The sequence below is a fragment of the Arcobacter acticola genome, assembly GCF_013177675.1.
Lineage (GTDB): Bacteria > Campylobacterota > Campylobacteria > Campylobacterales > Arcobacteraceae > Aliarcobacter > Aliarcobacter acticola.
The window spans coordinates 1,391,886-1,417,408 of the sequence record NZ_CP042652.1 but is presented as its reverse complement, the minus strand read 5'-3'; the positions used below and the strand labels follow the sequence as shown (position 1 = coordinate 1,417,408).

19 protein-coding genes and 1 other RNA gene are annotated in these 25,523 nt (G+C 27.1%); 15 read left to right on the top strand and 5 right to left on the bottom strand.

What is annotated here, in order from left to right; genetic code table 11:
- The first annotated feature begins 30 nt into the window (after positions 1–30).
- The 4 genes from AACT_RS07245 to AACT_RS07230 all read left to right on the top strand — a co-directional run bounded on the left by AACT_RS07245 (position 31) and on the right by AACT_RS07230 (position 3,584).
- Positions 31–606, top strand: coding sequence for a helix-turn-helix domain-containing protein (locus tag AACT_RS07245; protein ID WP_172126164.1), 576 nt, complete (start codon positions 31–33; stop codon positions 604–606).
- Positions 606–1,262, top strand: coding sequence for a nucleotidyl transferase AbiEii/AbiGii toxin family protein (locus tag AACT_RS07240; RefSeq protein WP_172126163.1), 657 nt, complete (start codon positions 606–608; stop codon positions 1,260–1,262). Before AACT_RS07245 ends, AACT_RS07240 begins: the two co-directional genes overlap by 1 nt.
- A 122-nt stretch (positions 1,263–1,384) precedes the next feature.
- Complete coding sequence (locus AACT_RS07235; protein WP_172126162.1) at positions 1,385–2,209, top strand: metallophosphoesterase family protein; 825 nt, start codon at positions 1,385–1,387, stop codon at positions 2,207–2,209.
- 85 nt (positions 2,210–2,294) lie between these two features.
- Entirely contained in the window at positions 2,295–3,584 is a 1,290-nt protein-coding gene (locus AACT_RS07230) for an IS1380 family transposase (RefSeq protein ID WP_172125636.1), read from the top strand.
- Between the two features lie 274 nt (positions 3,585–3,858).
- Here AACT_RS07230 and rnpB read toward each other — a convergent pair.
- An RNA gene (gene rnpB / locus AACT_RS07225) (RNase P RNA component class A) lies at positions 3,859–4,186 on the bottom strand.
- Between the two features lie 30 nt (positions 4,187–4,216).
- Positions 4,217–4,750 (bottom strand): LolA-like outer membrane lipoprotein chaperone, encoded by a 534-nt coding sequence (lolA, locus tag AACT_RS07220; protein WP_172126161.1) that lies wholly within the window; start codon positions 4,748–4,750, stop codon positions 4,217–4,219.
- A 57-nt stretch (positions 4,751–4,807) separates the two neighbouring features.
- On the opposite strand from lolA, the gene secA reads away from it, so the two are divergent.
- Together secA and AACT_RS07210 are read left to right on the top strand one after the other, a co-directional pair.
- Positions 4,808–7,426, top strand: coding sequence for a preprotein translocase subunit SecA (gene secA / locus AACT_RS07215; RefSeq protein WP_172126160.1), 2,619 nt, complete (start codon positions 4,808–4,810; stop codon positions 7,424–7,426).
- A 1-nt stretch (position 7,427) separates the two neighbouring features.
- Positions 7,428–8,633, top strand: coding sequence for an ABC transporter permease (locus AACT_RS07210; protein ID WP_172126159.1), 1,206 nt, complete (start codon positions 7,428–7,430; stop codon positions 8,631–8,633).
- A gap of 29 nt (positions 8,634–8,662) precedes the next feature.
- On the opposite strand, the gene AACT_RS07205 is transcribed toward AACT_RS07210, so the two are convergent.
- Positions 8,663–11,488 (bottom strand): YhdP family protein, encoded by a 2,826-nt coding sequence (locus AACT_RS07205; protein ID WP_172126158.1) that lies wholly within the window; start codon positions 11,486–11,488, stop codon positions 8,663–8,665.
- Between the two features lie 55 nt (positions 11,489–11,543).
- Here AACT_RS07205 and mltG point away from each other — a divergent pair, with 55 nt between their 5' ends.
- The 8 genes from mltG to AACT_RS07165 all read left to right on the top strand — a co-directional run bounded on the left by mltG (position 11,544) and on the right by AACT_RS07165 (position 20,526).
- Complete coding sequence (gene mltG, locus AACT_RS07200; protein WP_172126157.1) at positions 11,544–12,665, top strand: endolytic transglycosylase MltG; 1,122 nt, start codon at positions 11,544–11,546, stop codon at positions 12,663–12,665.
- Between the two features lie 119 nt (positions 12,666–12,784).
- On the top strand, positions 12,785–14,977 hold the full coding sequence (locus AACT_RS07195) for an NADP-dependent isocitrate dehydrogenase (RefSeq protein ID WP_172126156.1): 2,193 nt from the start codon (positions 12,785–12,787) through the stop codon (positions 14,975–14,977).
- 190 nt (positions 14,978–15,167) lie between these two features.
- Entirely contained in the window at positions 15,168–15,458 is a 291-nt protein-coding gene (locus AACT_RS07190; protein ID WP_172126155.1) for a heavy-metal-associated domain-containing protein, read from the top strand.
- 142 nt (positions 15,459–15,600) lie between these two features.
- Complete coding sequence (gene glmS, locus AACT_RS07185) at positions 15,601–16,008, top strand: methylaspartate mutase subunit S (RefSeq protein WP_172126154.1); 408 nt, start codon at positions 15,601–15,603, stop codon at positions 16,006–16,008.
- Entirely contained in the window at positions 16,005–17,369 is a 1,365-nt protein-coding gene (locus AACT_RS07180) for a methylaspartate mutase (RefSeq protein WP_172126153.1), read from the top strand. The genes glmS and AACT_RS07180 overlap by 4 nt, the downstream gene beginning before the upstream one ends.
- Positions 17,366–18,550, top strand: coding sequence for a glutamate mutase L (locus tag AACT_RS07175; RefSeq protein ID WP_172126152.1), 1,185 nt, complete (start codon positions 17,366–17,368; stop codon positions 18,548–18,550). The genes AACT_RS07180 and AACT_RS07175 overlap by 4 nt, the downstream gene beginning before the upstream one ends.
- A gap of 12 nt (positions 18,551–18,562) precedes the next feature.
- On the top strand, positions 18,563–20,134 hold the full coding sequence (locus tag AACT_RS07170; RefSeq protein ID WP_172126151.1) for an AMP-binding protein: 1,572 nt from the start codon (positions 18,563–18,565) through the stop codon (positions 20,132–20,134).
- 113 nt (positions 20,135–20,247) lie between these two features.
- Positions 20,248–20,526, top strand: a complete 279-nt coding sequence (locus AACT_RS07165) for a c-type cytochrome (RefSeq protein WP_172126150.1) — start codon at positions 20,248–20,250, stop codon at positions 20,524–20,526.
- A 44-nt stretch (positions 20,527–20,570) separates the two neighbouring features.
- Here the strand turns inward: AACT_RS07165 and AACT_RS07160 are convergent, their stop codons facing one another.
- On the bottom strand, positions 20,571–20,948 hold the full coding sequence (locus AACT_RS07160) for a hypothetical protein (protein ID WP_172126149.1): 378 nt from the start codon (positions 20,946–20,948) through the stop codon (positions 20,571–20,573).
- A gap of 123 nt (positions 20,949–21,071) precedes the next feature.
- On the opposite strand from AACT_RS07160, the gene AACT_RS07155 reads away from it, so the two are divergent.
- Positions 21,072–22,352, top strand: coding sequence for a C40 family peptidase (locus AACT_RS07155; RefSeq protein ID WP_172126148.1), 1,281 nt, complete (start codon positions 21,072–21,074; stop codon positions 22,350–22,352).
- Positions 22,353–22,412: 60 nt separating this feature from the next.
- Here the strand turns inward: AACT_RS07155 and AACT_RS07150 are convergent, their stop codons facing one another.
- Positions 22,413–25,502 carry an efflux RND transporter permease subunit gene (locus tag AACT_RS07150; RefSeq protein WP_172126147.1) on the bottom strand — a complete coding sequence of 1,030 codons (3,090 nt, stop codon included), beginning with the start codon at positions 25,500–25,502 and terminating at the stop codon, positions 22,413–22,415.
- Positions 25,503–25,523 lie beyond the last annotated feature (21 nt).

The window sequence follows — 25,523 nt, the reverse complement described above, 5'->3', positions numbered from 1 at the left end:
AATTAAAATAAATATTTAAGGTTTTACTTTATGATTTCAAATAGTATACTCAAAATTTCCAAGCTTGCAAGTAAAAAGATACGTGCAGAGCGTATTGCCCTACATTTGACACAAGAAGAGTTTTCAAACTTTATTGAGATTAAATATGCCACATATAAAAACTTTGAGCAAAAAGGAAAAATTTCATTTGAAAATTTTATTCAAATTTTAATAAAACTAAAAAAAGAAGAACTGTTTTTAGAGTTTTTAGATGGATTTGAGTTTAATGAGCAAAAAGAGAGAAGTTCAAGTAATAAAAATGCTAACAATGAAAATACAATTAAAAGTTCATATTTAAACCCCATAATTAAAATAGAACAAAAACAAATAATCTTAGATAAAGAACTGTTTGGTGAAGAATTATTTTATAGTGTTGAAAATGGTCATATATATGAAATTCCTAATTTTATAAATATTATTCTTTCTGCTTGGGATAAAAAAAGATTAATGTTACTTATTAAATATTTTGGTATAGAAAGAATAAAACCATATATAGTTAAACAAAAAGATATAAATCTATTAAAATCTTTTAATCAACATGTTAAATATCTTATAAGGAAACAATAGTGCTTAAAAAAACAAAAAATACTCTAGAATTAATAATGAATGATGATTTCTTTCTAAAATATGATTTTAGATTTGTAGGTGGAACGGCATTAAGTCATATTATAAACCATAGATTATCAGAAGATTTAGATTTTGCATCACTTGAATTACCTTGTGAAGAAATCGAAGCTTTTATGAAGAGTTATGGTGCCAAAAAATTAGAACATGATGTAACAATGGAAGATTATGTGACTAATGATGGAGAAGATATAGAAATTAGTTATATGCAGTTTATGCTTGATGGAGTAAAAGTTGAGTTTTTTACACCTCCTTTTAATCTGTTTGAGATTTCAGTTTGGGAAAAAGATAAATATACCAACTATAAAAACTCAAAATTAAAGATTGCAGCACTTGATACTATAATTTATATGAAAACTATGGCTTTTTGGAATAGAAAAAAATATAGAGATTTATTTGATATTTATTTTGTGTTATCAAATAATCATATTAGTGAAAATGACTTCATAAATAACTATTTAGAAAATAATATCACATACAAAGTTGATGATCTATACAAAAAAATACAATCAATTACACAGTTTTATAAAAGATCAAATGATGAAGGCATAAATACTTTAGTAAAAAATCCAAAATCTTACGAATGGTATAGATTATAAATTGAGAAATATATCCATAAAGTATTACTAGATAAACTTTATTCATAATTTAAATACAGAAAATTTAAAAAAATAAATAAAATAAATATTCAAAAGTTATAGATTAAAAAAGGAATAAAAAAATGAAAATAGATATATTAAGCGATGTTCACTTTGATAATTACTTTTATGGAAAATATAAGAACGACGATGTAATTAAATTTTATAGTCAAATTATTGATTTTAAAAACTGTGGTGATGTTTTAGTAATTGCAGGAGACATTGGTCATAACAATACTCAAAATATAAAAATATTAAAGATTTTAAAACAATACTATAAAAATATCATTTGTGTTTTAGGAAACCATGATTATTATCTTTTAGGTAAAGAGAATAAATCTTTATTTAAAGACTCTTTTGAAAGGGTTAATAATATGAGAGAACTAATCAATAGTGAATCTGGAATGTATTGCTTAGATGGATTTATAGTTGAAATAGATGGTGTTAAATTTGGCGGATGTGATGGTTGGTATAATGATGGATATTTTGCAAGACAATATCCATCACAAAGCTTTACTAGAAAATCAACTAATGTAATGTGGAAAAATATTATGAATGATGCTGAGTTTATTTATGGTGTTAATAACTTTGATGATATTTACGAAATTGAAAGACCAAAAATTGAAGGTATTTATAAAGAGTGTGATGTAATGATTACTCATATTAATCCCTCAGCTAAAAATGAACATATAAATATAAATTACCAAAATAATCCAACAAATGTATTTTTCTGCTTTGAAGGTGAAAAGTATTTAAAAAATGGAAATATGAAATATTGGATATTTGGACATACCCATGAAGAACTAGAATACATAGAACATGATGTTCATTGTATTTGTAATCCTTTAGGGTATTTTAATGAGAGTGGAAATGGTAAATTTGTAAGTATTAGAAGTATTGAAATTTAAACCCGAATTATGCAATAGCAAAATAAAGACCTAACCAAAAGTACCATAGAATATAACTTTATAAAACATTTCAAAGGAACACCAAATGGGTGAACTAAAAATAGAGTATTCAGATAAAAAAATAACTCCATTTGGTGGTATGAAGTTACTTAAAGATTTTATAGATAAAACTGATGTAATTAAAAGTTTATATGAAGTAAATCTTCCACAACCTGGATCAAATGCTGGGTATAATCCAATAGATATTATTCAAGGTTTTTGGTTAGCAATATTTACAGGAGCGAGTAGATATATTCATGCTGATTGGATTAGATATGATACAACCTTACAAAATATATTTAATATAAAAAAGCTTCCTAGTCAATCAACTTATAGTAGATTTTTTCACAAATTTGATATGGGGAAAAATAATGAAGTATTTCCAATGTTACAACAAAAATTTTTTAATCAAATTAATGTGGGTGCATTAACTATAGATTTAGATAGTACAGTAATAACAAGATATGGAGAGCAAGAGGGAGCAAAAAAAGGTTACAATCCTAAAAAGATGGGTAGAAACTCTCATCATCCACTTATAGCTTTTATATCACAAACAAAAATGGTTGCAAATGCATGGATGCGTTCAGGCAATACAAGTGACCTAAATAACTACTCAAACTTTTTAGATGAAACATTCGATATTTGTTTAAAAGATCATAAAGTAGGCCTAGTAAGAGCAGATAGTGGATTTTATTCTCAGAAATTTTTAGAATACTTTGAAAATAGAAATTTAAATTATATTGTTGCTGTTAAATTCTATGAGAATATAAAGTATACAATTGGAAATATTACCCAATGGATTAAAATTACAAATGGACTTGAAGTAGCATCATTAAAATTCAAACCAGAAAATGGAATTGAAAGAAGATATATAATAGTTCGTAAACTTACATCACAATATCCAAAATCAGGAGGTAAACTTCTATTTGATGAACCAATATATAGATATAGTGCCTTTGTAACAAATATAGAGCTACCAGTAGATCAAATATATAATATTTATAATACAAGAGCAGATTGTGAAAATAGAATCAAAGAGTTAAAGTATGATTTCGGAGCAGATAACTTCTGTTTAAAAGACTTTTATGCAACAGAGGCTTCTTTTAGATTTATTATGATGGCATACAATATTATGGCACTATTTAAACATCAAGTTGTTAATTCAAATATGATGCTTTCAACTCTACGTTCCTATTGCTTCGCATTAGGATCTTGGATAACAGAACATTCCAATAAAAAGACTCTAAAAATATCATTACCACAAAAAAGAAGAGCTTGGATGGATGGTTTGTTTGAAAATGTAAAACAATCTCAAATGCCGTTCAAATATACCTGATAATTTTAAATAAAAATTAACAAAAACAAGACTATAAAATTATAATTCAAATGTTAAAATAATCAACTATGCACTTTTTCTATTGCATAATCAGGGTTAAATATTGTAGATTTTTATATACCTTATGTGTTATTTAATATACATTTTTTTTGATAAATTCTAAAAAACTTTACGGTAGGTAGGAGCATGAACATTTTATAAGAGAGATAAGTGATTTTAGTCAATAAAATTATCAATATAGAATAAAAAAAAGGAAGTATAAATACTTCCTTTTTTTATAGGTAGCCCAATAAGCCGCGTTCTGTTTTTAAGACAATAATTTATCTAGCTACTAAATTACTTTAGTAGTCTTGCGAAGACCAATATGTTGTGAAGTAATTACCTAGTCTTCTTGCTGCAGGTTGGGTTTACAAAGCACTTAAGATTACTCAAAAGTCTGGTAGGCTCTTACCCCACCGTTTCACCATCACCGATAAATCGGCTGTCTATTCTCTGTTGCACTATCCCTTAGGTTACCCTAGCCATCATTTAAATGGAACCATACTTCACAGCAGCCCGGACTTTCCTCTTGATTTTACTCAAGCTATTGTCTGGTTTACCTAGATGGAATTATAGCCATTAATTCTTAAAATCTATTTTCTTATAATATCGTAGTGTTCAGGAATAGTGAATTTGAAAATATCATCTGAGATTTCACCGTTTTGAATTACATTTGAAAATTTAATTTCAACTTTATTTTCTAATTTATCTTTATAGTTTATAAACTCGATTTTATCATTTGATTTTGACGTTTTAATTAAATAATCAACATCATCAATATTTGTATTGTAAGTATTATCATCAATTTTTTTTGAAGTATTTAAAAGTTTAATAATATTTATTTCACTATCAAGTTCTGTAAAAATTGCTTGTTCTAACTCAGGTTCATCAACAACCGCAAAGCTATCATTAATATAAACATTTTTTACAACAGGAGTTTTGTATTGCCATAAAATTTTACCACTTTTTTTAATAAATACATCACCTTTATATTCAATAATATTATCAGAAGTTGAAACTATTTTTTGTGTAAAACTAGCTTTAAAAGTATCTAAATTTTTTATATCATTAGATGCAAAACAAACACTTAAAAGAAGCATAGAAGAGATTATTAATTTATAAAACATATTTTAACCTTTTTTTTTATATAATCATTGGGATTATAACGAAAAGGAACTAATTTTATGTTAAATGTTTTTTCAAAGATTTTTGGTACAAGAAACGATAGGGAAGTAAAACAATATAGAAAACGAGCGCAAGAGATAACAGCTCTTGAAAGTAAGTATGAAAATTTAAGCGACGAAGAGCTACAAAGCGAATTTAATAAACTAAAAGAGCTTGTACAAAAAGAAGAAAAATCATTGAATGATGTTTTAAATGAATCTTTTGCAATTACAAGGGAAGCTTCTAAAAGAGCTTTGAATATGAGACCTTATGATGTTCAGTTAGTTGGGGCAATGGTTTTACATGATGGAAGAATTGCTGAGATGAAAACGGGTGAAGGTAAAACTTTAGTTGGATCTTTAGCTGTTGCATTAAATGCACTTGCAGGAAAAGGTGTACATGTTGTAACTGTAAATGACTATCTAGCAAGTAGAGATGCAGCTGAGCTTACTCCTTTATATAACTTTTTAGGATTTAGTGTTGGTGCTGTTGTTGGTGGAATAAGAGATGATCAAGAAAGAAGAGCTCATTATGCTTGTGATATTACATATGGAACAAACAATGAGTTTGGATTTGATTATCTAAGAGATAATATGAATTATGATATTAATGAAAAAGTTCAAAGAGAACATAATTTCGTAATCGTAGATGAAGTTGACTCAATTTTAATCGATGAAGCAAGAACTCCTTTAATTATTTCAGGTCCAACAAATCATAAAAGTTCTGATTATTTAAGAGCAAATCAAATTGCACTACAATTAGAAAAAGGACAGTTAATAGAGCCTAAAAACTCTTCTGAAAAACCTACTACTACTGGCGATTTTATTGTTGATGAAAAAAATAAATCAGTTATGCTAACAGAACAAGGGCATGAAAATGCAGAGAAACTTTTTGCAGTTGATAACTTATATTCAATAGAAAATGCAATGCTTTCACACTCACTGGATCAAGCATTAAAAGCGAATTATATTTTTGAAAATGATGTTGATTATGTTGTAAAAGATAACACTGTAATTATTGTAGATGAATTTACTGGAAGATTAAGTGAAGGAAGAAGATTCTCTGAAGGTTTACACCAAGCTTTAGAAGCTAAAGAAGGTGTTTCTATTCAAGATGAATCTCAAACTTTAGCTGATATTACTTTCCAAAATTACTTTAGAATGTATAACAAACTAGCTGGTATGACAGGAACTGCTCAAACAGAAGCTACTGAGTTTGCAGAGATTTATAAACTAGATGTTGTTTCTATTCCTACAAATGTAGAAATAAAAAGAATTGACAAAAATGACCTTATTTATAAAAGTGAAAGAGAAAAATTTGAAGCTGTTTGTAATAAAATCAAACAATTACACGAAAAAGGTCAACCAGTTCTTGTGGGAACTGCTTCAATTGAAAAATCAGAAAAATTACACGCAATTTTAGTAAGTAAAAAAATTCCTCATACAGTTTTAAATGCAAAACAACATGAAAAAGAGGGAAAAATTATTGCTGATGCTGGTCAAAAAGGTGCCGTTACAATTGCTACGAACATGGCTGGACGTGGAGTTGATATTAAACTTACAAAAGAGATTTTAGATCTTGGTGGATTAGCAATTATAGGAACAGAAAGACATGAGTCTAGAAGAATTGATAATCAGTTAAGAGGAAGAGCTGGTCGTCAAGGTGATGTTGGTGAGTCTCAATTTTACTTATCACTTGAAGATAATCTTTTAAGAATTTTCGGAAGTGATAAAATAAAAGGAATCATGGAAAGATTAGGTATTGAAGAAGGTGAACATATCGAATCTAGAATGGTTACACGTGCTGTTGAAAATGCTCAGAAAAAAGTAGAAGCAATGCATTTTGAGTCAAGAAAACATTTACTTGAATATGATGATGTTGCAAATCAACAAAGAAAAGTAATCTACAGCTTTAGAAATGATTTATTAAAACCTGACTATAACATTGATTCAAAATTAGAAGAAAATAGACTTGAATATATCAATAATTTATTATCAAATGCTCATATAATAAAAGGTATGCCATCTGAAGATTTTGATTTAGACTATGTAAAAGTAAAATTAGAAGAAGAATTAAGATTTATTGTAACTCTTGAAGATTTAAAAACTGATTCATTTGAAGATTTAGAAGAGAAATTAGCAACTATGATAAGAGAAGTTTATAACTCAAAAATGTCAATGGCTGCACCTGAGCAAAAAAGTGAAATTGAAAGAATATTATACTTACAAATTTTAGATAAAGCATGGAGAGAGCATTTATACTCTATGGATACACTAAAAGCTGGAATTGGTCTTAGAGGTTATAACCAAAAAGATCCATTGGTTGAGTATAAAAAAGAGTCTTATAATATGTTTATTGAATTAATTTCAAATATTAAACATGAAATTATTAAAATTTTATTTACAATTCAACTTCAATCAAATGAAGATAGAGAAAAAGAACAAGCTGCAATTGCTAAAATGAAAGAGCAAATGGAAGAATCAACAGAACATATTACAACTAATGTTGCGCAAGAAGCTGTAAAAAATAGTGATAGAAAAATTGCTAGAAATGAAGATTGTCCATGCGGAAGTGGTTTAAAATACAAACACTGTTGTGGTAAAAGTGGTCCTAAAATTGGTTTAGCAGCAGGAAACTAAATTGAATAAGAAGTTAGTAAATTTTATTGTAAAAAAATATTTAAGATTTGACAAAAAAAATCCTTTTATATCTATAAGTGCTATTTTGGCATTTGTAGGTGTTTCTATTGGGGTTATGGTTTTAATCTTATCTATGGCTATTATGAATGGAACAGCCAAAGAGTTTGAAAGAAAACTTTTCACAATGAATTATCCTTTAACAATTTATCCTAAAATGGATAATTCTTTAAATGAAGAATTATTAAATAAGCTACAAAAAGAGTATCCTAATTTAAAATTTTCTCCTTTTATCTCATCACAAGCTATTATTCAAAGTGGTGAAGCAATGAGTGGAGGTATGATTTTTGGAGTAGTTCCTGAAAAAGAAGCTTTAATTAATCCTATTTATAAAGATGCTTTAGGGAATCTTCAAATGGATAAATATGACATTATTACAGGTTCTGGAATCTCTGATAAGCTACTTTTAAATGGTGGATCAAAAGCAACTTTATATTTTACAGAGCTTAATCCAACAGGTTTTTCTATGATGCCTAAAATGAAAAGATTTACTTATGTAAACTCTTTTAATTCAGGTCTTAATGCCTATGATAAGTCATATATGTATACTTCTTTAGAAGCTTTACAAATACTACTAAAAAAAGAGCCTGGTTATTATGATGGTATTCATATTCATTCAGATGATGCATTTGCAGATATGGAAAAACTAAAAAAATCTCTAAGAGGTACAAATAGTGGAATCGTAGGTTGGTGGCAACAAAATGGAAACTTCTTCGCAGCTATGAAAATGGAAAAAACAGCTCTATTTATAGTTTTAATGTTAATTATTCTAGTTGCTTCTTTAAATATTATTTCATCACTTTTAATGACAGTTATGAGTAGAAGAAAAGAAATTGCCCTACTTTTATCAATGGGAGCAACTGCAAAAGAGATTAAAACTATTTTCTTAAGAGTTGGAACTATTATTGGTTTTGCAGGAATTTTAACTGGAATTGCTTTAGGTTTTATAGGTTATTGGCTTTTAGATAACTTTGATATTGTTACTTTACCTGCTGATGTTTATGGTAGCGCTAAACTTCCACTTGATTTAGCTATGAGTGACTTTGTATCTATTATTATTGGTGCTGTTATTATAGTACTTGTTTCATCTTATTATCCAGCTTCAAAAGCTACAAATATTGACGTTATTGACGTTTTAAGAAATGAGTAAAAACTAAATTAAAAAAACAAATAAGCCTTTTATTCTAAAGGCTTATTTATCATATTCTCTTTATCTTCTTTTTCTTCTTCAGTCTCTTTTCCAGTTACAAAATCTAATAGTGCTGATGGTGATGTTAGAATTCTTTTTACTATATTCATAGGTACACTAAATGCATCTTTTGTTAAGTTTGTAGATATCTTTGGATTATCTAAATCTCCAAATACATTTACTTGAGTTTCAACTCTGTTATTGTCCCCTAATAAAACAAAATTAACAACAGGAATAGCACCTACTATTTTTGAATAATCTTTTAAGAATATAAGTTTAATATCTGAAGTTATTGTCATGTCATTCAAATTCACTTTTCCTTTTCCATCAAAATCAATTCCATTTCCAACAGTAACTAGTTTTTTGATATCTAAAAGCTCTTTTTCTTTACTATAATTAAACTCAATAGAACCATTTATGATTTTGTATGCAGTAAGATTAAATCCTGAATTTGTAGCCATTCCAACAACAGAAGGAATTGCAAGAAATGGATTTATAAGTGCAGGAGAGGTATGAATAAAAATTAAAAGATTATTTAAAATTGCTAAATCATCAATATTACTATCTTTAATAATCATTTTCCCTTCTAAATTATTGATATCTCCATTTGCTAATAATAATATATTTCCACCCTCAAATATTTTTTTATCAAAAATTGCATTTACAAATTCATCATTAATTTCATTTGAAAAGATATCTATTTTTTCATCTTTTGATTGATTCATTGTAATATCTATTTTTTTGTATTGTAAATGAATGTATTTACTTTTATCAGCCCTTACACTTATCTCATAATTATCTGCTAAAAATTTATATTTTTCATTTATAAAAATATTAGAATTTTTACCTAGAATATCTATGTTTCTATCATCTTCTTTTTTATCTTTATCTTCATCTTCCTTATTTCCAGTTGAATATAATACATCGTAGCCATCAATTTTTAATTTAGTAAAATCTTTGTTTAATTCTATAATCAAATCTTTGTTTTTTGTATATAAGGTAGTTAAATTATTGCTATAAGTACCTTCAAGTGATAATTCGTCTACTTTTTTATCATTTTTCTTTAATGGAATATCTAAATTTACAACATAGGCATTAAAAGCTATTTCATCTTTTTTAATATTTACTTTTGCATTTTTTAGCTCATAAACGGACTCATCAATTTTTAGTTTGCTGTTATCTAAAAAGATATTCATACTAGTTTTTGAAGAAGTATTTACTTTTTTTGTATCAATTAAAACATCTAAATCTTTTAAATAAATATTAACTTGCTCATTAACTTCAACTTTTAATTTTTCATCTTCTGATGAAATTAAAATCTTTTTATCTTCAATTGAACCTTTTATATTAAGACTTTCTATTAATTTATCATCTTTTTGTATTGGAAATTCAAGACCTTTTATATTTGCTATGAAATTAATATTTTTATCATCTTTTACACTTAAAGAGATATTTCCATCTTTAATTGAAATATCTTTTAAAAGTTTAGAATAAGGATAAATTTTTGATAAGTTTTTAACATCAACATATATCAAATCTGATACTTTTACACTTGTTTCTAAATCTTTTAATTCTATATTTACTTCATTATTAAAATCCATTGAAATAGCTGATGTTTTATTTTTGATATTTACAATTTCTTCTTTATTTTCTTTTGCAATTAAAAAAGATTTAATATCAACTAAACCTTCAGATTTTAAAGTTTTTGTATCAAGATTAATATTTACAATTGCGTCAATCATATCTTTATATTTAAAGTCTGCATTTTTTATTTCAATCATAGAATCATTTAAAAGAACTTCTGCACTTTTTGAAGAAAATGCAAATTTATTTATAAGAATATCTGCATCTGTTAGTAAGAAAACACCTTTTGTTATCATAGGTTTATCCTCTTCATAAGGAAAAATCATTTGTAAAGAAGCATCAGTATTTCCACTATTTTGAACTAATGGAAGATTGATATCATAAGCTTTTAAAATACCTAAAATATCTTTATCAAGTTTTGTATTAGCTTTTATATTTACTTCTACTTCACCTAACTGTGAACTTGTTAAATTATGAATCATAACAAAACTTCCATCTAAACTTTTATCTTTAAATGTTGGTTCTATTAATTTAAATCCTAAGCTATCATTTTCAAAAGTAATATCTAGATTTTTTGTATTTATAACATCAACATCTTTATGAAATCTTATTTTTGCAGCTTCTATTTGGGCATTTCCTCTTAAAGAATCATATACAAGTTCATTTTTTTCTAAATCAAACTCTCCATAAAAATTCTGTAATTTAATATTTCCTTCAACATTATCATACATCCATTCTTCAGCAGCAGGGGGAAGAGTTATAAATTTTTTTAAAAATTTCAAGCTTTTAAAAGACTCACTAGCTAAATAAAATTTAGCTAATTCTTTTGTCATTTCAACATTAATATTACTTTGAATATCTTGATAATAAAAATTTCCAAAATAATTCATTTTTTCATTAAAATAATCAACTTTTATTTTCCCATCAAATAGCAATTCTACGTCTTTTAAGTATAAAGAGTACAAATCAAAGCTTACTTGTTTCGAAGAAATGTCCATTTTTGAAGAAATATTTACAAATTTATTATCTAAATATAAAGTATCTTCATCTAAAATTATTTTAAATTCATTATCTCCTACTTTTAATCTTTCAATATCGATTTTCTGGAACAATTTCAAGATCATAGGTAAAGACTCTAAATCTCTTTTTAACTCATCAAATGAGCTTGTACTTTTTGTTTCTTTTGATTTTAATTCGATATTTTCAATGTTTAAAATAAGTTTTTTATCCATTTTAATATAGAATTGCGAAATTAAAATATTTGAAAAAGAGAAAGAGTCTATTTTTATGCCGGAATACAGAAACGAAAAGAGTAATATTATTATTAAGAAAAGAGAAAGAAAAAGAAGTTTAATCATCTTCAACATTATAGATTTTATCCTTGTTAGTTTAATTGTTGTTTTATTTTATGTGACGATGCCAATAACTTCTACTAAAGTTTTATTTATTCCTAAAGGCAGTACGGTTGGTATTATAGCATACTTAAATAAAAGTGGCTTTGAGATGAATACTCTTGATACAATTATTATAAAAGCAAGTGGATATATTCAAAGTGGTTGGATAGATATAAGTGAACATAGACTTACTAAAATGGATTTCATTTATAAGCTTACTAACTCAAAAGCAGCTTTAAAATCAATTACTTTGATACCAGGAGAAACATCTTATGTTTTCTTAAAAAGACTTGCAAGTGAATTTAATCTTTCAGAAGAAAAACTAACTGACTTATACAATCAGTACGCTTATAAGGCTGATGGAAATATTTTAGCAGAGACTTATTCTTTACCAATAGGCATGAAAGAAGATCATATGATCTTTTATCTTTTTTCTCAAACAAATAAAAAATATGAAGAATTTTCAAAAAAAATATTTGGTATTTATGATAAAAGAAAATGGTATTATTATTTAAGTTTAGCCTCAGTGATACAAAAAGAAGCAGCTAGTATAAATGAAATGCCAATTGTTTCAAGTGTTATTCATAATAGATTAAAAAGTGGAATGAAACTTCAAATGGATGGAACTTTAAACTATGGTGAATATTCAAACACTGTTGTAACTGCACAAAGAATCAAAGACGATAATAGTTCTTACAACACATATAAGGTAAATGGCTTACCAAAAGATCCTGTTTGTGCTGTGAGTCTTGATGCAATTAAGGCTGCAATTTTCCCTGTGAAAAGTGACTACTTATACTTTGTTAGAGATAATAACAATGGATTACATAAATTTTCAAAAAACTATATGGCACATGTTAATAATATAAATGCAAATGTGGGTGTAGAAAAAAATTATACAAAAGTAAAAGAAAATGAAACTGAGATAGATAAAGAAGCTAAAGATATTATGAAAACTGATGTTGAGTATCAAAAACCAGCATCTATTAAAGATTTATTTAATAGTATAAATTAATTGTGAAAAATTGAAACAATCAATTTCTCACAAGCTTAAATATAAGCGCTTTCAATTTCCTAAAATGATAATGTAGGTATTATGCATTCAACATTAAAATTCAAAATTTAGGAAACAATATGTCAAAAATCATTTACACAAAAGTTGATGAAGCTCCTGCTTTAGCAACATACTCTTTTTTACCAATTATTAAAGCTTTCACAAAAAGCTCTGGTATTGAAATGGTTACAAAAGATATTTCATTAGCTGGAAGAATTTTAGCAAACTTCCCTGAAAACTTAAAAGAAGACCAAAAAATTGGTGATGATTTAGCAGAACTTGGTGCATTAACGCAAGATCCAACAGTTAATATTATCAAATTACCAAATGTTTCAGCTTCTGTTCCTCAATTAAAAGCTGCAATCGCTGAATTACAAGCAAAAGGTTATGATGTACCAAATTATGATGCTAGCGAAGAAATCACTGCTAGATATTCAAAAATCTCTGGATCTGCAGTTAATCCTGTATTAAGAGAAGGAAATTCAGATAGAAGAGCTCCAGGTGCTGTTAAAAACTACGCAAAAGCTAATCCTCATAGAATGGGTAAATGGACTGCTGAATCTAAAACTGACGTTGCATTTATGAATTCAGGTGACTTTTATGGTTCTGAATTATCAAAAACTTTTGATGATGCAGATGATTTAAAAATCTCTTTTATTGATGCAAAAGGGACTGAAACTGTATTAAAAGCTTCTACAAAAGTTATTCCTGGTGAAATCATTGATGCAACAACTATGAGTGCAAAAGCTTTAAAAGAATTCTATGCAAGTGCTATTGAAAGAGCTAAAAAAGAAGATGTATTATTATCATTACACTTAAAAGCTACAATGATGAAAGTATCTGATCCTATTATGTTTGGATTTGCTGTTGAAGTATATTTTAAAGATTTAATTGCTAAACATGCTGATTTATTCAAAGAATTAGGTGTTAACTTTAATAATGGTTTAGGTGACTTATACTCTAAATTAGACAAAGTTGATGCAGCTAAAAAATCTGAAATTGAAGCTGATATTGCTGCAGTTTATGCTACACAACCAAGACTTGCAATGGTAAATTCTGCTAAAGGAATTACAAATTTACATGTACCATCAGATGTTATCGTTGATGCTTCTATGCCTGCTATGATTAAAGGTGGTGGGAAAATGTGGAATGCTGAAGATAAAGAAGAAGACACAATAGCAATGATTCCTGATAGATGTTATGCACAATCTTTTAAAGCTGTTATTGATGATTGTAAAGAAAATGGTACATTAGATGTAAAAACAATTGGAACAGTTCCAAATGTTGGTTTAATGGCTCAAAAAGCTGAAGAATATGGTTCACACGACAAAACTTTCCAAGCAAAAGCTGATGGAAAAATTGTTGTTACTGATAAAGATGGAAACACTGTATTTAGTTTTGATGTTGAAGCTGGAGATATTTTCAGAATGTGTCAAGCAAAAGATGCTCCAATTCAAGATTGGATTAAATTAGCAGTTACAAGATCAAGATTATCAAATACTCCTGCAATTTTCTGGTTAGACCCTGCAAGAGCTCATGATGCTGAGATGATTAAAAAAGTTGAAAAATATTTACCAACTCATGATACAACGGGATTAGATATTTCTATTATGACTCCTGTTGATGCAACTAAAAAATCTTTAGAAAGAATGAGAGCTGGTCTTGATACTATTTCTGTTACTGGAAATGTATTAAGAGATTATAACACTGACTTATTCCCAATTTTAGAGCTTGGAACATCTGCAAAAATGTTATCAATCGTTCCATTAATGCAAGGTGGAGGATTATTTGAAACAGGTGCTGGTGGATCTGCTCCTAAACACGTTCAACAATTTGCTGAAGAAGATTATTTAAGATGGGATTCATTAGGTGAATTTATGGCATTAGCTGCTTCTTTTGATCACTTAGCAAATACTCAAAATAATCCAAAAGCAAAAGTTTTAGCTGATACTTTAGATAAAGCAACTGGAACATTCTTAATCAATGATAAATCACCATCAAGAAAATTAGGTGGAATTGATAATAGAGGTTCTCATTTCTACTTAGCTATGTACTGGGCACAAGAATTAGCAGCACAAACTGCTGATGCTGAACTTGCAGCAGAATTTGCACCAATTGCAAAAGCAATGACTGAAAATGAAGATAAAATCGTTTCAGAATTAGTTGCAGTTCACGGAAACAGTGTTGATATGGGTGGATACTACTTACCAGATGATGCTAAAACATCAGCTGCTATGAGACCATCTGCTACATTAAACGCTATTATTGGATAATTTCTAATCCTAAGAAATAAAAAGAGAAGATTTTTCTTCTCTTTTTTTCTATTTATATCAATCTAGTTAATCACAAAATATCAAATCTTCTTCCATATAAAATTAAAACTAAGAGCAAAACAGTTATACTTTCAATATATAAAATTTTACCTTTAAAGTTTTAAACAAAAAGGAAAATAAGGAGTAAAATATGAAACAAACATTTGAAGTTTTAAATGTAAAATGTGGTGGATGTGCCAGCACCCTTACAAAATCACTAAAAGATGAGTTTGGAGAAGTAAGCGTAGATTTAGAAGTTCATCCTAGAAAAATTACACTCGATATTGAAGATGAAAAACTTGATGCTTTAAAAGTAAAACTTAGATCTTTAGGTTATCCATTAACTACTGATGAGTTAAGTGGATTTGAAAAAGCAGCAACAACAGCAAAAAGCTTCGTTTCTTGTGCAATTGGTAAATTTGATGTAGCAACAAGTAAATAAAGAGGCTCTTTCTCTCTTTATTTAATAATAAAATCAAAAAACCCTCCACTTCCACACCTTATAAACAATTTATAACCCTATTTTAGATAAAATCACCAACTTTATGAAAACAAATAAAATCTAGTAAATTTAGGTAGAAAATATGAAAGTAGTTACAGGCGTAGTTGGTAATGATATTCACGTAGTTGCAAACAGACTTATTGATATATCGTTACAAGCAAGAGGATTTGAAGTATTTAATTTAGGTGTTAATACATATCTTGAAGAGTTTATAGATGCAGTTATTGAAACAAATGCTGATGTATTACTAATCTCTTCACTAAATGGTGAAGCTGAAGGTTGGTGTAGAGAATTAGGTATTTTAAAATCTAAATACAAAAACCTAAAAGATGTTGTATTTATGATTGGTGGGAATTTAGCAGTTGGAGAAGGAGATGCAAGTGTTCTTGTACCAAAATTCAAAAACTATGGATTTGATTTAGTATTTCACCAAACAGATTTAAATACAGGATTAGATGAATTAGAAAAATATTTAAAGGAGAGAAATTGAGTTTACTTCAAGAAGAACGAAATATAATCGTTCAAAATAAGTATGCAGATAATTTTGATTTTGCAGAAATTGAAGAGTTTATAAAAGGCGCTTCTAAAAATCTATTTATTTCTCATCACTTTAAGAACAAACAAAAAATGTTAGTTCAACCACGTGGTGGATTTCCTACTTATAAAAAAATGTTTTCATTGTATGAGTTTTTCAATGAAGCAAATGTTGATGTATTGCCTTGTACTATTGATTCAAATACAAGATTAAATGACTATGCAACAAGTGCTAAGATGTTAAAACTTTCAGAAGAAAATGAAGTTGATATGCTAAATGGTTATCCACTTGTAAATCATGGTTATAGAACATCTAGAAAAATGATGACTCACTTTGATAAACCAATTAGCTTGCGACATGGAACTCCTGATGCTAGACTTTTAATAGAAACTGCTTTAGCTTCTGGTATTTTTGAAATTGAAGGTGGACCAATTACTTACCTTTTACCCTACTCTAAAAACTTTCCACTTGATAAAGCATTTATGTATTGGAAATATGTAGAAAGAGTTTGTGCAAACTATTCAAAACTAAATGAACCAATAAATAGAGAATCATTTGGACCACTAACTGCTACTTTAGTGCCTCCTTGTATTACTATTGTTATTCAAATTTGCGAAATGCTTTTATCTCTTGAAGAAGGTGTAAAATCTTTCTCTGTTTCATTTTCTCAAACTGGTTCTATGATTCAAGATATAGTAACAGCTAATGTTTTAAGAAAAATGGCAAAACACTATGCAGAACAAATCGGATGTGGTGATGCTATGGTAAATCTTGTTTATCACCAATGGATGGGAGCATTTCCATCAAATAAAGATTATAGTGAGTCATTAATCAATACTTCAACTGTAATTGCTGCAATGGTTCGAGCTGATAAAATCATTACAAAAACAAGAGATGAAGCCTTTGGTATTCCAACTCGAGAATCAAATGCAAAAACAGTTGCAAATACTCAATATACTCTAAGAATGTTACAAGGAATTCCTGTAATTACTGATGAACAAGAAGAAGAGATTGTAACACAAGAAGTAATGGCTATTATGGAAGCTGTATTTAATGATAAAGCAGACACATTATGGAGAAAAGTATTTAACTCTATAAAATCTGGAATCATAGATGTTCCATACTCTCCACATATTATCAATCATAATGAAGTTGTGACTGTGAGAGATAAAAATAAAAACATAAGAATCATCAAAAAAGGAAATCTTCCAATAAGTGATAGATGTTTTGAATATGAAAAAGCACAATGTGATTTAAATAAAGATGCTTCATCAATAGTAAATGATATTATTCATGATATAGGAATTATGCAATGAGCCAAAATAAATTATTAATAGACGTTGGAAGTACATATTTTAAAGTTTGTGCAAATAACCAAGTTGAGCAACATTTTAGAGATTTTAATAAAGATATTTATGATGATTTATTATCAAAATGTTCTGATACTATCTCTAAATTTAAAAAAGATGAAGTATTTATTTGTTCATCAGCAAATGGTGGATTAACAACACTAATTATTGGAGTTACAAACTCTTTTTCACTAAAATTTGCAACAAATATTGCTTATAATTCAGGAATTAATATTATTAATACTGTTTTATATCAAGATATTGATACAACTTCAATTCCTAGTGATTTAATTGATGTTGTTATAATTGTGGGTGGAATAAATAGCGTTGATAAGGTATTTGATGAAAAATTATTTAACTATTTAGCAAATTTAAACTACTCGAATGTAGTTTTTGCAGGAACTGTTAAAGATAGAGATTATTTAACATCAAAAATTAAAAATCTTGTAATTGTAGAAAATATTATTAATAATAAACTACATGTTGTTGAAGAGCCTTTAAAAAACTATTTAACAAACCTTTATCAAGCTGATATTGAAGGAAAAGAAGATATCAAACATCTATATGATTTAACTTCAAATCAAATATTTTCAACTCCATATATTGTAAATAAAACACTACCTTTTATAGATAGTAAATTTGCAGCTGTTAATCCATTTATTCTAATAGATATTGGAGGAGCTACTACTGATATTCACTACTCAAAAGATTTATCATTTGATAATATGGTTACTGAAAATGAGTATGATAGATTAGTATTTAAAAAACTTGGAGTCTTTAAATCAAAAGAGTCTTTAATATTTGCTGCTAAAAATAATGAGTTTGTTTATGAACTGTTAGCTCACCTAAAAGTTACAGAAAATATTTTTAATGAAGATTCACCTAAAAGTTTGAGAATTTTAATGCAATTAGCAATTTTCTTAGTTTTATATAAAGTTAGTGAAGCTCATCCTTTATATATAAAATTAAAGTTAAATCTACTAAAATCAATTGTATTAACAGGTGGTATAACAAAGGTATTAAGTTTTGAAGAGGCTGAAGATATTATTTCATTTTTCTATAAAAAGATTTTAACTTCAGATATTCATCCTGCAATCATCATGGATTCAAATTATGATATTTGGACACTTGGTATCACACAACAATAAAAAGGGATAAAAATGTCAATAAACTGTATTAGAACATTAATAGAAGATGCAAATGTATCAAACCCAGATAAAATTGCTTTAGTTTTTGGAAATGAAAAATTAACTTATAGGGAACTTTTTACTAAAGTAAATCAAATTGCTTACTATTTAGCTGAGCTTGATTTACCAAAAGGAAGTAGAATTGGTATTTATTCAAATAAAGGAATAGACCAAGTAATTGCAATTTTAGCGATTTTATCAACAAATTATGTATTAGTTCCATTAACAAAACTACTTAAAGCTGAACAAGTTGAATATATTATTGGTGATTGTGATATTAAATGTATTATCACTGATAAAATCAAACTTGAATCTATTGAAGAGATTAAATTTGAAGGTCATATAATTTCATATGAAACAAGTCATAAAGATTTACCATCATTTGAAGAGATTTACAAATATTATAATAAGCCTTATATTTGTGATGTGAGTGGGCATAATAATGCTGTTATTACTTACTCTTTTGGTTTAAGTGGAAAACCAAATGGAATAGTAATTTCTCATAGAAATCTAATTGATTCAGCTCGTGTTGTATCTCAATATTTACATTTAGAGCAAAATGATGTTATTTCAGGACTTTTAATATTTAATCTTGATTATGGTTTAAATCAACTTTTCTGTTCTTTATATAAAAGAGCAACATTAGCTTTACATAGATTTGTATTGCCAAGTGATTTTTTCAACCATATTATAAATGATAAGATTACAGTATTACCATTAATGCCAATTAATATATCAGATATGTTTGATGAAGATGAACATAGACTTCCAAGTGCTGAGTTATTAAAAGGTGTAAGAATTATTACTTCTTCAGGTGGAAATGTTACAGCTAAGATGATAAAAGATCTTGAAAAACATTTTACAAATGCGAAATTTTATTCTATGCATGGATTGACAGAAGCATTTAGATCAACCTATTTAGATCCTTCTCAATTAAAAATAAGACCTAATTCTATTGGAAAAGCAATTCCTGATGTTGAATTATATGTAATTGATGAAAACGGGAAAGAATGTGCTCCAAGAGTTGTTGGAGAGTTAATTCATAGAGGTGGATATATCTATAAAGGTTTCTGGAATGCACCAAAAGAAACAGAGCAAAGATTTAAATCAATTGATATATTAAAAAATGCAATTAATCTTGAAGGTCAATTAAGAGATGAAATTGTTGTAAAAACAGGTGACTTTGTTTATAAAGATGAAGAAGGATATTTTTATTTTGTATCAAGACAAGATGATATGATTAAGACCAGAGGATTTAGAGTAAATCCTTATGAAATAGAATCAGTAATAGATAATATTTTTCCTTCTATAGACCAATGTGCTGTTTTTTCAATAGAAAATGAAGAAATTGAAGAAGAAATTGTATTAGTTTATAGTGGAAATAGCGAATTAAATTCAAGTGAAATTTTATTTGAGTTAAAAAATCATTTAGCTTCTTATATGCTTCCTTCTAAAATTATTTATAAGAAATCTTTACCATTAATTCCTTCTGATAAAAATAAAATCAATAAAGAAGAATTAAAAAAAGAACTTAAAACTAAATAGAAAATAACCTCATTGGTTATTTTCTAAAAAACACCTCATTTTATTGACCAAAGTCAATAACTTTTAAAGAAAAATCTAATACAATTATCTTAATATAAAAAAAAGGATCTATCATGAAAAAAATTATTATCGCTGCATCTTTATTAACTGCTTGTGTTGCTTTTGCAAACCCTTATGCTAAATGTGTTGCATGTCACGGTGCTACTGGTGAAAAAGTTGCATTAGGAAAATCAAAAATAATTAAAGATATGACTAAGGCTGAAATCGTTGCTTCTTTAAAAGGTTACCAAGATGGAACTTATGGTGGAGCTATGAAAGGTTTAATGGTTGGACAAGTTAAAGGTTTAGATGATGCATCTATCCAAGCAATTGCTGATCAAATCGGAAAATAATTTCTGATAATTCTTAATTTAAATAGTTAGAGTTTATACTCTAGCTATTTCTTTAGGTTTAACATTTCAAGTAACTTTTCTCGTTCTTCTAATAACTGTTTTATTATAATATCTTTTTCATCTTCAACAATATTTATATTTTTTTGCTCGAATATTTTTCCCAAATAAAACTGAAAACATCCATTTTCTATATCATAATCAACTTTTTTACATTCAATAATCAATTGTGGTTGATTTTTTCCCAAGCCATTTGTTATTTGTAATTTATCAAATTGTTTTATAGTATAAGTTAATTTATCATCAATAATAGTAGGTTCTAGTAACTCTTTTTTCCAATAATTATTGTTCTTTTTTTCTAAAATATTGATTTTTTTTAATAAAATATCAGAAAACAACTCTTTATTAATAGAAAGTTTATACACGTTTTTTCCTAAATTTTTATTTACTATATCTATAAATTACTAAATTAAGAATATAATAATTTTAGACAAAATAAAAAGATGATACAATCACAAAAAATTTATTAATTTAATAAAAGGGGAAAAATGAAAAAAATATTTAAACAACTATCTCTTATTTGTTTATCAACTATTTTATTTACTGCTTGTTCTGTAAAAGAACCAACAAGAATAGAACAACCAAAAGCAAGTGATATTGTGGAACTTTCACAAACTGCAAATGATAATTTTATAAACCAAAATGAAGCTTCAAAAGATTTCTTTGAAAAGTTTTTTATTCCTTGGAATGCAAAAAAAGTTTCTTATCCTAAAATAGAAGCCATGTGGGGTCAATCTTATAAAAATAGAAAAGTTTACTTAGAAAATCATAAATTAGCTACTTCTGAGTGGTTTGATAAGCAAATTGATAACTCAAATTTCGATGAATATAATACACTTGTAAAAAAAGCGATTACACTTAAAAATACAAATGTTAGAGTACTACCTACAAATTCAGTTATGTTTTATGACCCAACAAAACCAGGAGAGGGATTCCCTTTTGATTATAATCAAAACTCTTTGATTAAATTAAATACACCTATTATGGTTTCACATCTTTCAAAAGATAGAGCTTGGGCATATATTGAATCAAGCACAGTTGGAGGTTGGATTGAAATAGGGAATTTAGCATTTGTTAGTGAAGATTTTATAAGTCAATTTAAAACATCTAACTATTATATTTCAATAAAAGAAAAATTTCCAATTTATGACCCTATTTTTAGAGAATATGTAAAAGTTGCAACAATATTTCCAAGAAATGGAAATAAATTTATTATAGCAAAAAATGATGGAAATCAAAATGCTTTAATTTCATATATAGATTTACAAGAAGATGAAGTAGAAGCTATGCCCTTAGCGTTTAATAGTGAAAATAGAATAAAAATCATGACTCAACTTTTAGATGAAGCTTATGGTTGGGGTGGATTATTAAACAATAGAGATTGCTCAAGTTTCACACAAGATTATTTTGCACCTTTTGGAAAATTTTTACATAGAAATTCAAAAGCACAAACTACAAATGGTAAACTTCTTGATGTATCAAAATTAAGTATTGATGAAAAGAAAAAGTTTATAAAAGAAAATGGTGTACCTTTTTCTACATTAGTATATTTAAAAGGTCATATAATGCTTTATATTGGCACTAAAAACGACGAACCACTTGTCGCTCATAACGTATGGAGTGTAAGACTAAAAGATAGCGAGGGAAACAAATATAGACATATTATTGGAAAAGCTTCAGTTACAACATTAGAGCCGGGGAAAGGTATGAAAGATTTTGATGAAGACAATAATATCTTAGGTAGAGTTACAGGAATTGTTATATTATAAGCTTTAGAATTTTAAAATTCTAAAGCTTTTTATCTTTATAAATAAACTTTTAATCGCTTTCTAATCAACACTTTTTCTTAAATAAATTATTCTATAAAGCATTGGCACATAATAAAGATTTAATACTGTAGCCCAAATAATACCAAAACCTAAAGAAACAGCCATTGGTTGTAAAATCAAAGCCTGTCCTGAAGAGAAGAATATTAGTGTTCCAAGACCTAATACCGTAGTAATTGAAGTTAATAAAATAGGTCTTAATCTCATTTTTGAATAGTGAACTAACTCTCCTAAACTTTTAGCTTTTTTAATAAAATCCATCATAATTATTCCATCATTTACGATAACTCCAGAAAGCCCAACCATTCCAATTAAACTTGGCATAGAAATATTTATATCCATAACAACATGCCCTATTAAAACTCCCAAAATAGATAAAGGAATAGTACTTAATATAATTAATGGTTTAACAATAGAATCAAACATCCAAATAAGGGCCATAAAAATTAAAATAATAGCTATTAAAGCAGCTTGTGACATTTCTCTTTGTACTTTCTCATTTTCCTCTTGTTCACCTTTTATAACTAGCTTAACATCACGTCTTAACTCTTGTATATCATTATCTATTTTTTCAAAGAGTTCAGTTGATGTGATTTTACTTAGTGATGCTGTTATGCTTATTATTTGTTCACTATTTTCTTTAAAAATTTGAGAATAAGAAGGAACTCTTATAAAATCCACTACATCTTTTAGTAAGACTTTTTGATTTGTATTAGTGTTTATAGTAAAAGTATTTAAACTTTCTAAAATATCCTTATGTTTACTTTCAAAAACTATATCAATAATTCCTTTATTATCAAACATCTTCGAATAAGTTCCTTTAAAATAAAAAGGTCTTAATTGATTTAAAATAGTTTCTTCTGTGATTCCTAAATCATATCCATAAGAATTTACTTTAAATTTCAATTCATAATTTCCAACTATTAAATCATCTGCAATATTGGAAACGCCTTCAACTTTTGCTAAGCTTTCTTTTAATTTTTTAACTGCAATTGCAGTATTTTCTTTTTTACCAGAAATCGCAATTTCAACATCGTTTTTTACAATTCCTGTTTGTGGAACAAAAACTTTTAATTCATCAAATTTATTTGATTTTATATCTAAAGCTAAAATCTGTTTTAACTGTTCTTCCACATCTTGAGCACTAACTTCTCTTATCATATTTGAATCATCATATTTTGGAGATAAATATGGATTTATATATTTTTCAAAGAAATTTTCAGCCGCTCGTTCATGTAAATTTACAAAAACATGAAAATAAAATTCTTCATAATGGGGCATATTTTTACCATCTAGTTTCATTCCAATAACTGAACTAATAGAATTTATACTATTTTTAAAATCAAGTGAATTTAACATCTTTTTTTCAAGTTCAAATACTAATTCTTCCGTTTGTTCAATTTTTTTACCAACTCCCACTGAACCTGTGATATATACTTGAGTTGAATCAAAAGAAGGCATAAATCTAAATTTCTGAGTTTTAAATATAAGATAAGAACCTACAAAAATAAGTGAAACCATCACTAAAATAGCAATATATTTTCCCCTTAGTAAAAACCCTAAAATATTTCCATAAAGTTTATAGTTAAATTCCCAAATTTTATGTGATTTTTTTTCACTTGGAGTTACTTTTAAAATATCTTTTGCATGTAAAGGTAAAAAGAAAAAAGCTTCCAGAAGAGAGCTTAAAAGCAAAATACTAATCATAATAGGAAGTATTTGCATAAACTTCCCTACTTCTCCTGTCATTAGAAGTATTGGTAAAAAAGCAAAGATTGTTGTAGCAGTTGCTGTTAATACAGCGGGATACATTTCAAGTGCACCATCCCTTGCTGCTGTAAATTTATCTTTTCCCATTTCCATGTGTCTATAAATATTTTCACCTACAACAATGGCTTCATCAACAAGCATTCCCAAGGCAATTAAAGCTCCTAAAAGGGAGAGCATATTTAAACTATATCCTAAATACTCAGCACTAATCAAACCTATCATAAATGAAGTAGGAATCCCAATTGCAATAACAATAGCAATTCTTAAATTTATGAAAATAAACAGAGCTATAAAAAGTAAAACTAAACCAAAAACAATATTTGAAACAACAGTATTAAGCCTATTTTTAATCCAAATAGAAGTATCAATATAAGTATCAAACTCTAAGTTCTCATATTTACTCTCAAACTCTTTTGTGATTTGTTTTATTTGCTTTACAAGCTCAATGGCATCACCTTGTGTACCTTTATTTATACCAACAGCAATATTTGTGTTTCCATTAAAATGTGAGATATCTGCAATATCTCCTAAAGTAAATTTTATATCAGCAACATCTTTTAGATATATTGATTTTCCATTTATTTTTATTAAAGTATTTTTTAGTTTTTCAATATCTTTTTCACCATTAAAAGTAGAAAGATAATAATGAGTTGATACATCTTTTATCATTCCAATTGGAAAAATTGAACTCAAAGATGAAAGAGCATTTATAACAGCTGTTTTTTCTAAGCCATAAGCATTTATTTTTTCATTATTAAGAGTCATTAATAGCTCTTTATCACTTTCACCTAGAACTGTAACTTGTGATAAATCTTTAAGTTGCATTACCCTTGATTTTACATCTTTTGCAACTTCAATTAAATATTCTTTAGAATCTTTATTTTTAGTATAAACAGCAACAGTAATTAAAGGAAAAGAAAATTCTACAGCTTTTACAATTGGTTCATCCATATCAGAGGGAAGATTTGTTTTTATTTTTGTAACAATATCTTTCACATCATCAAGTTCTTCTTTTGCTTTATAACCATCTTTTAAATCTATTTTTATGGAAAAACTTCCATTTTTGATAGTTGAAGAAATTGTATCAGCACTACTAAGACCTAATAGCTCATCTTCAAGTTCACTAACAGCAATTTTGTCAAGAAGTTCAGAACTAGCTCCTGTGTAAAATCCACTTATGGTAATAGCATCCATAGCAGATGGTGGAAAAATTTCTTTTGGTATTTTAAAATAAGAAAAAGTAGCTAATAAAAATACAAATAAAAGTATGAAATGATTTAGAAGAGGTTTTCGTAAAGAAAACTCTATTAAACTTTTTATCATTTTTTAGAATCTAAAGGATTA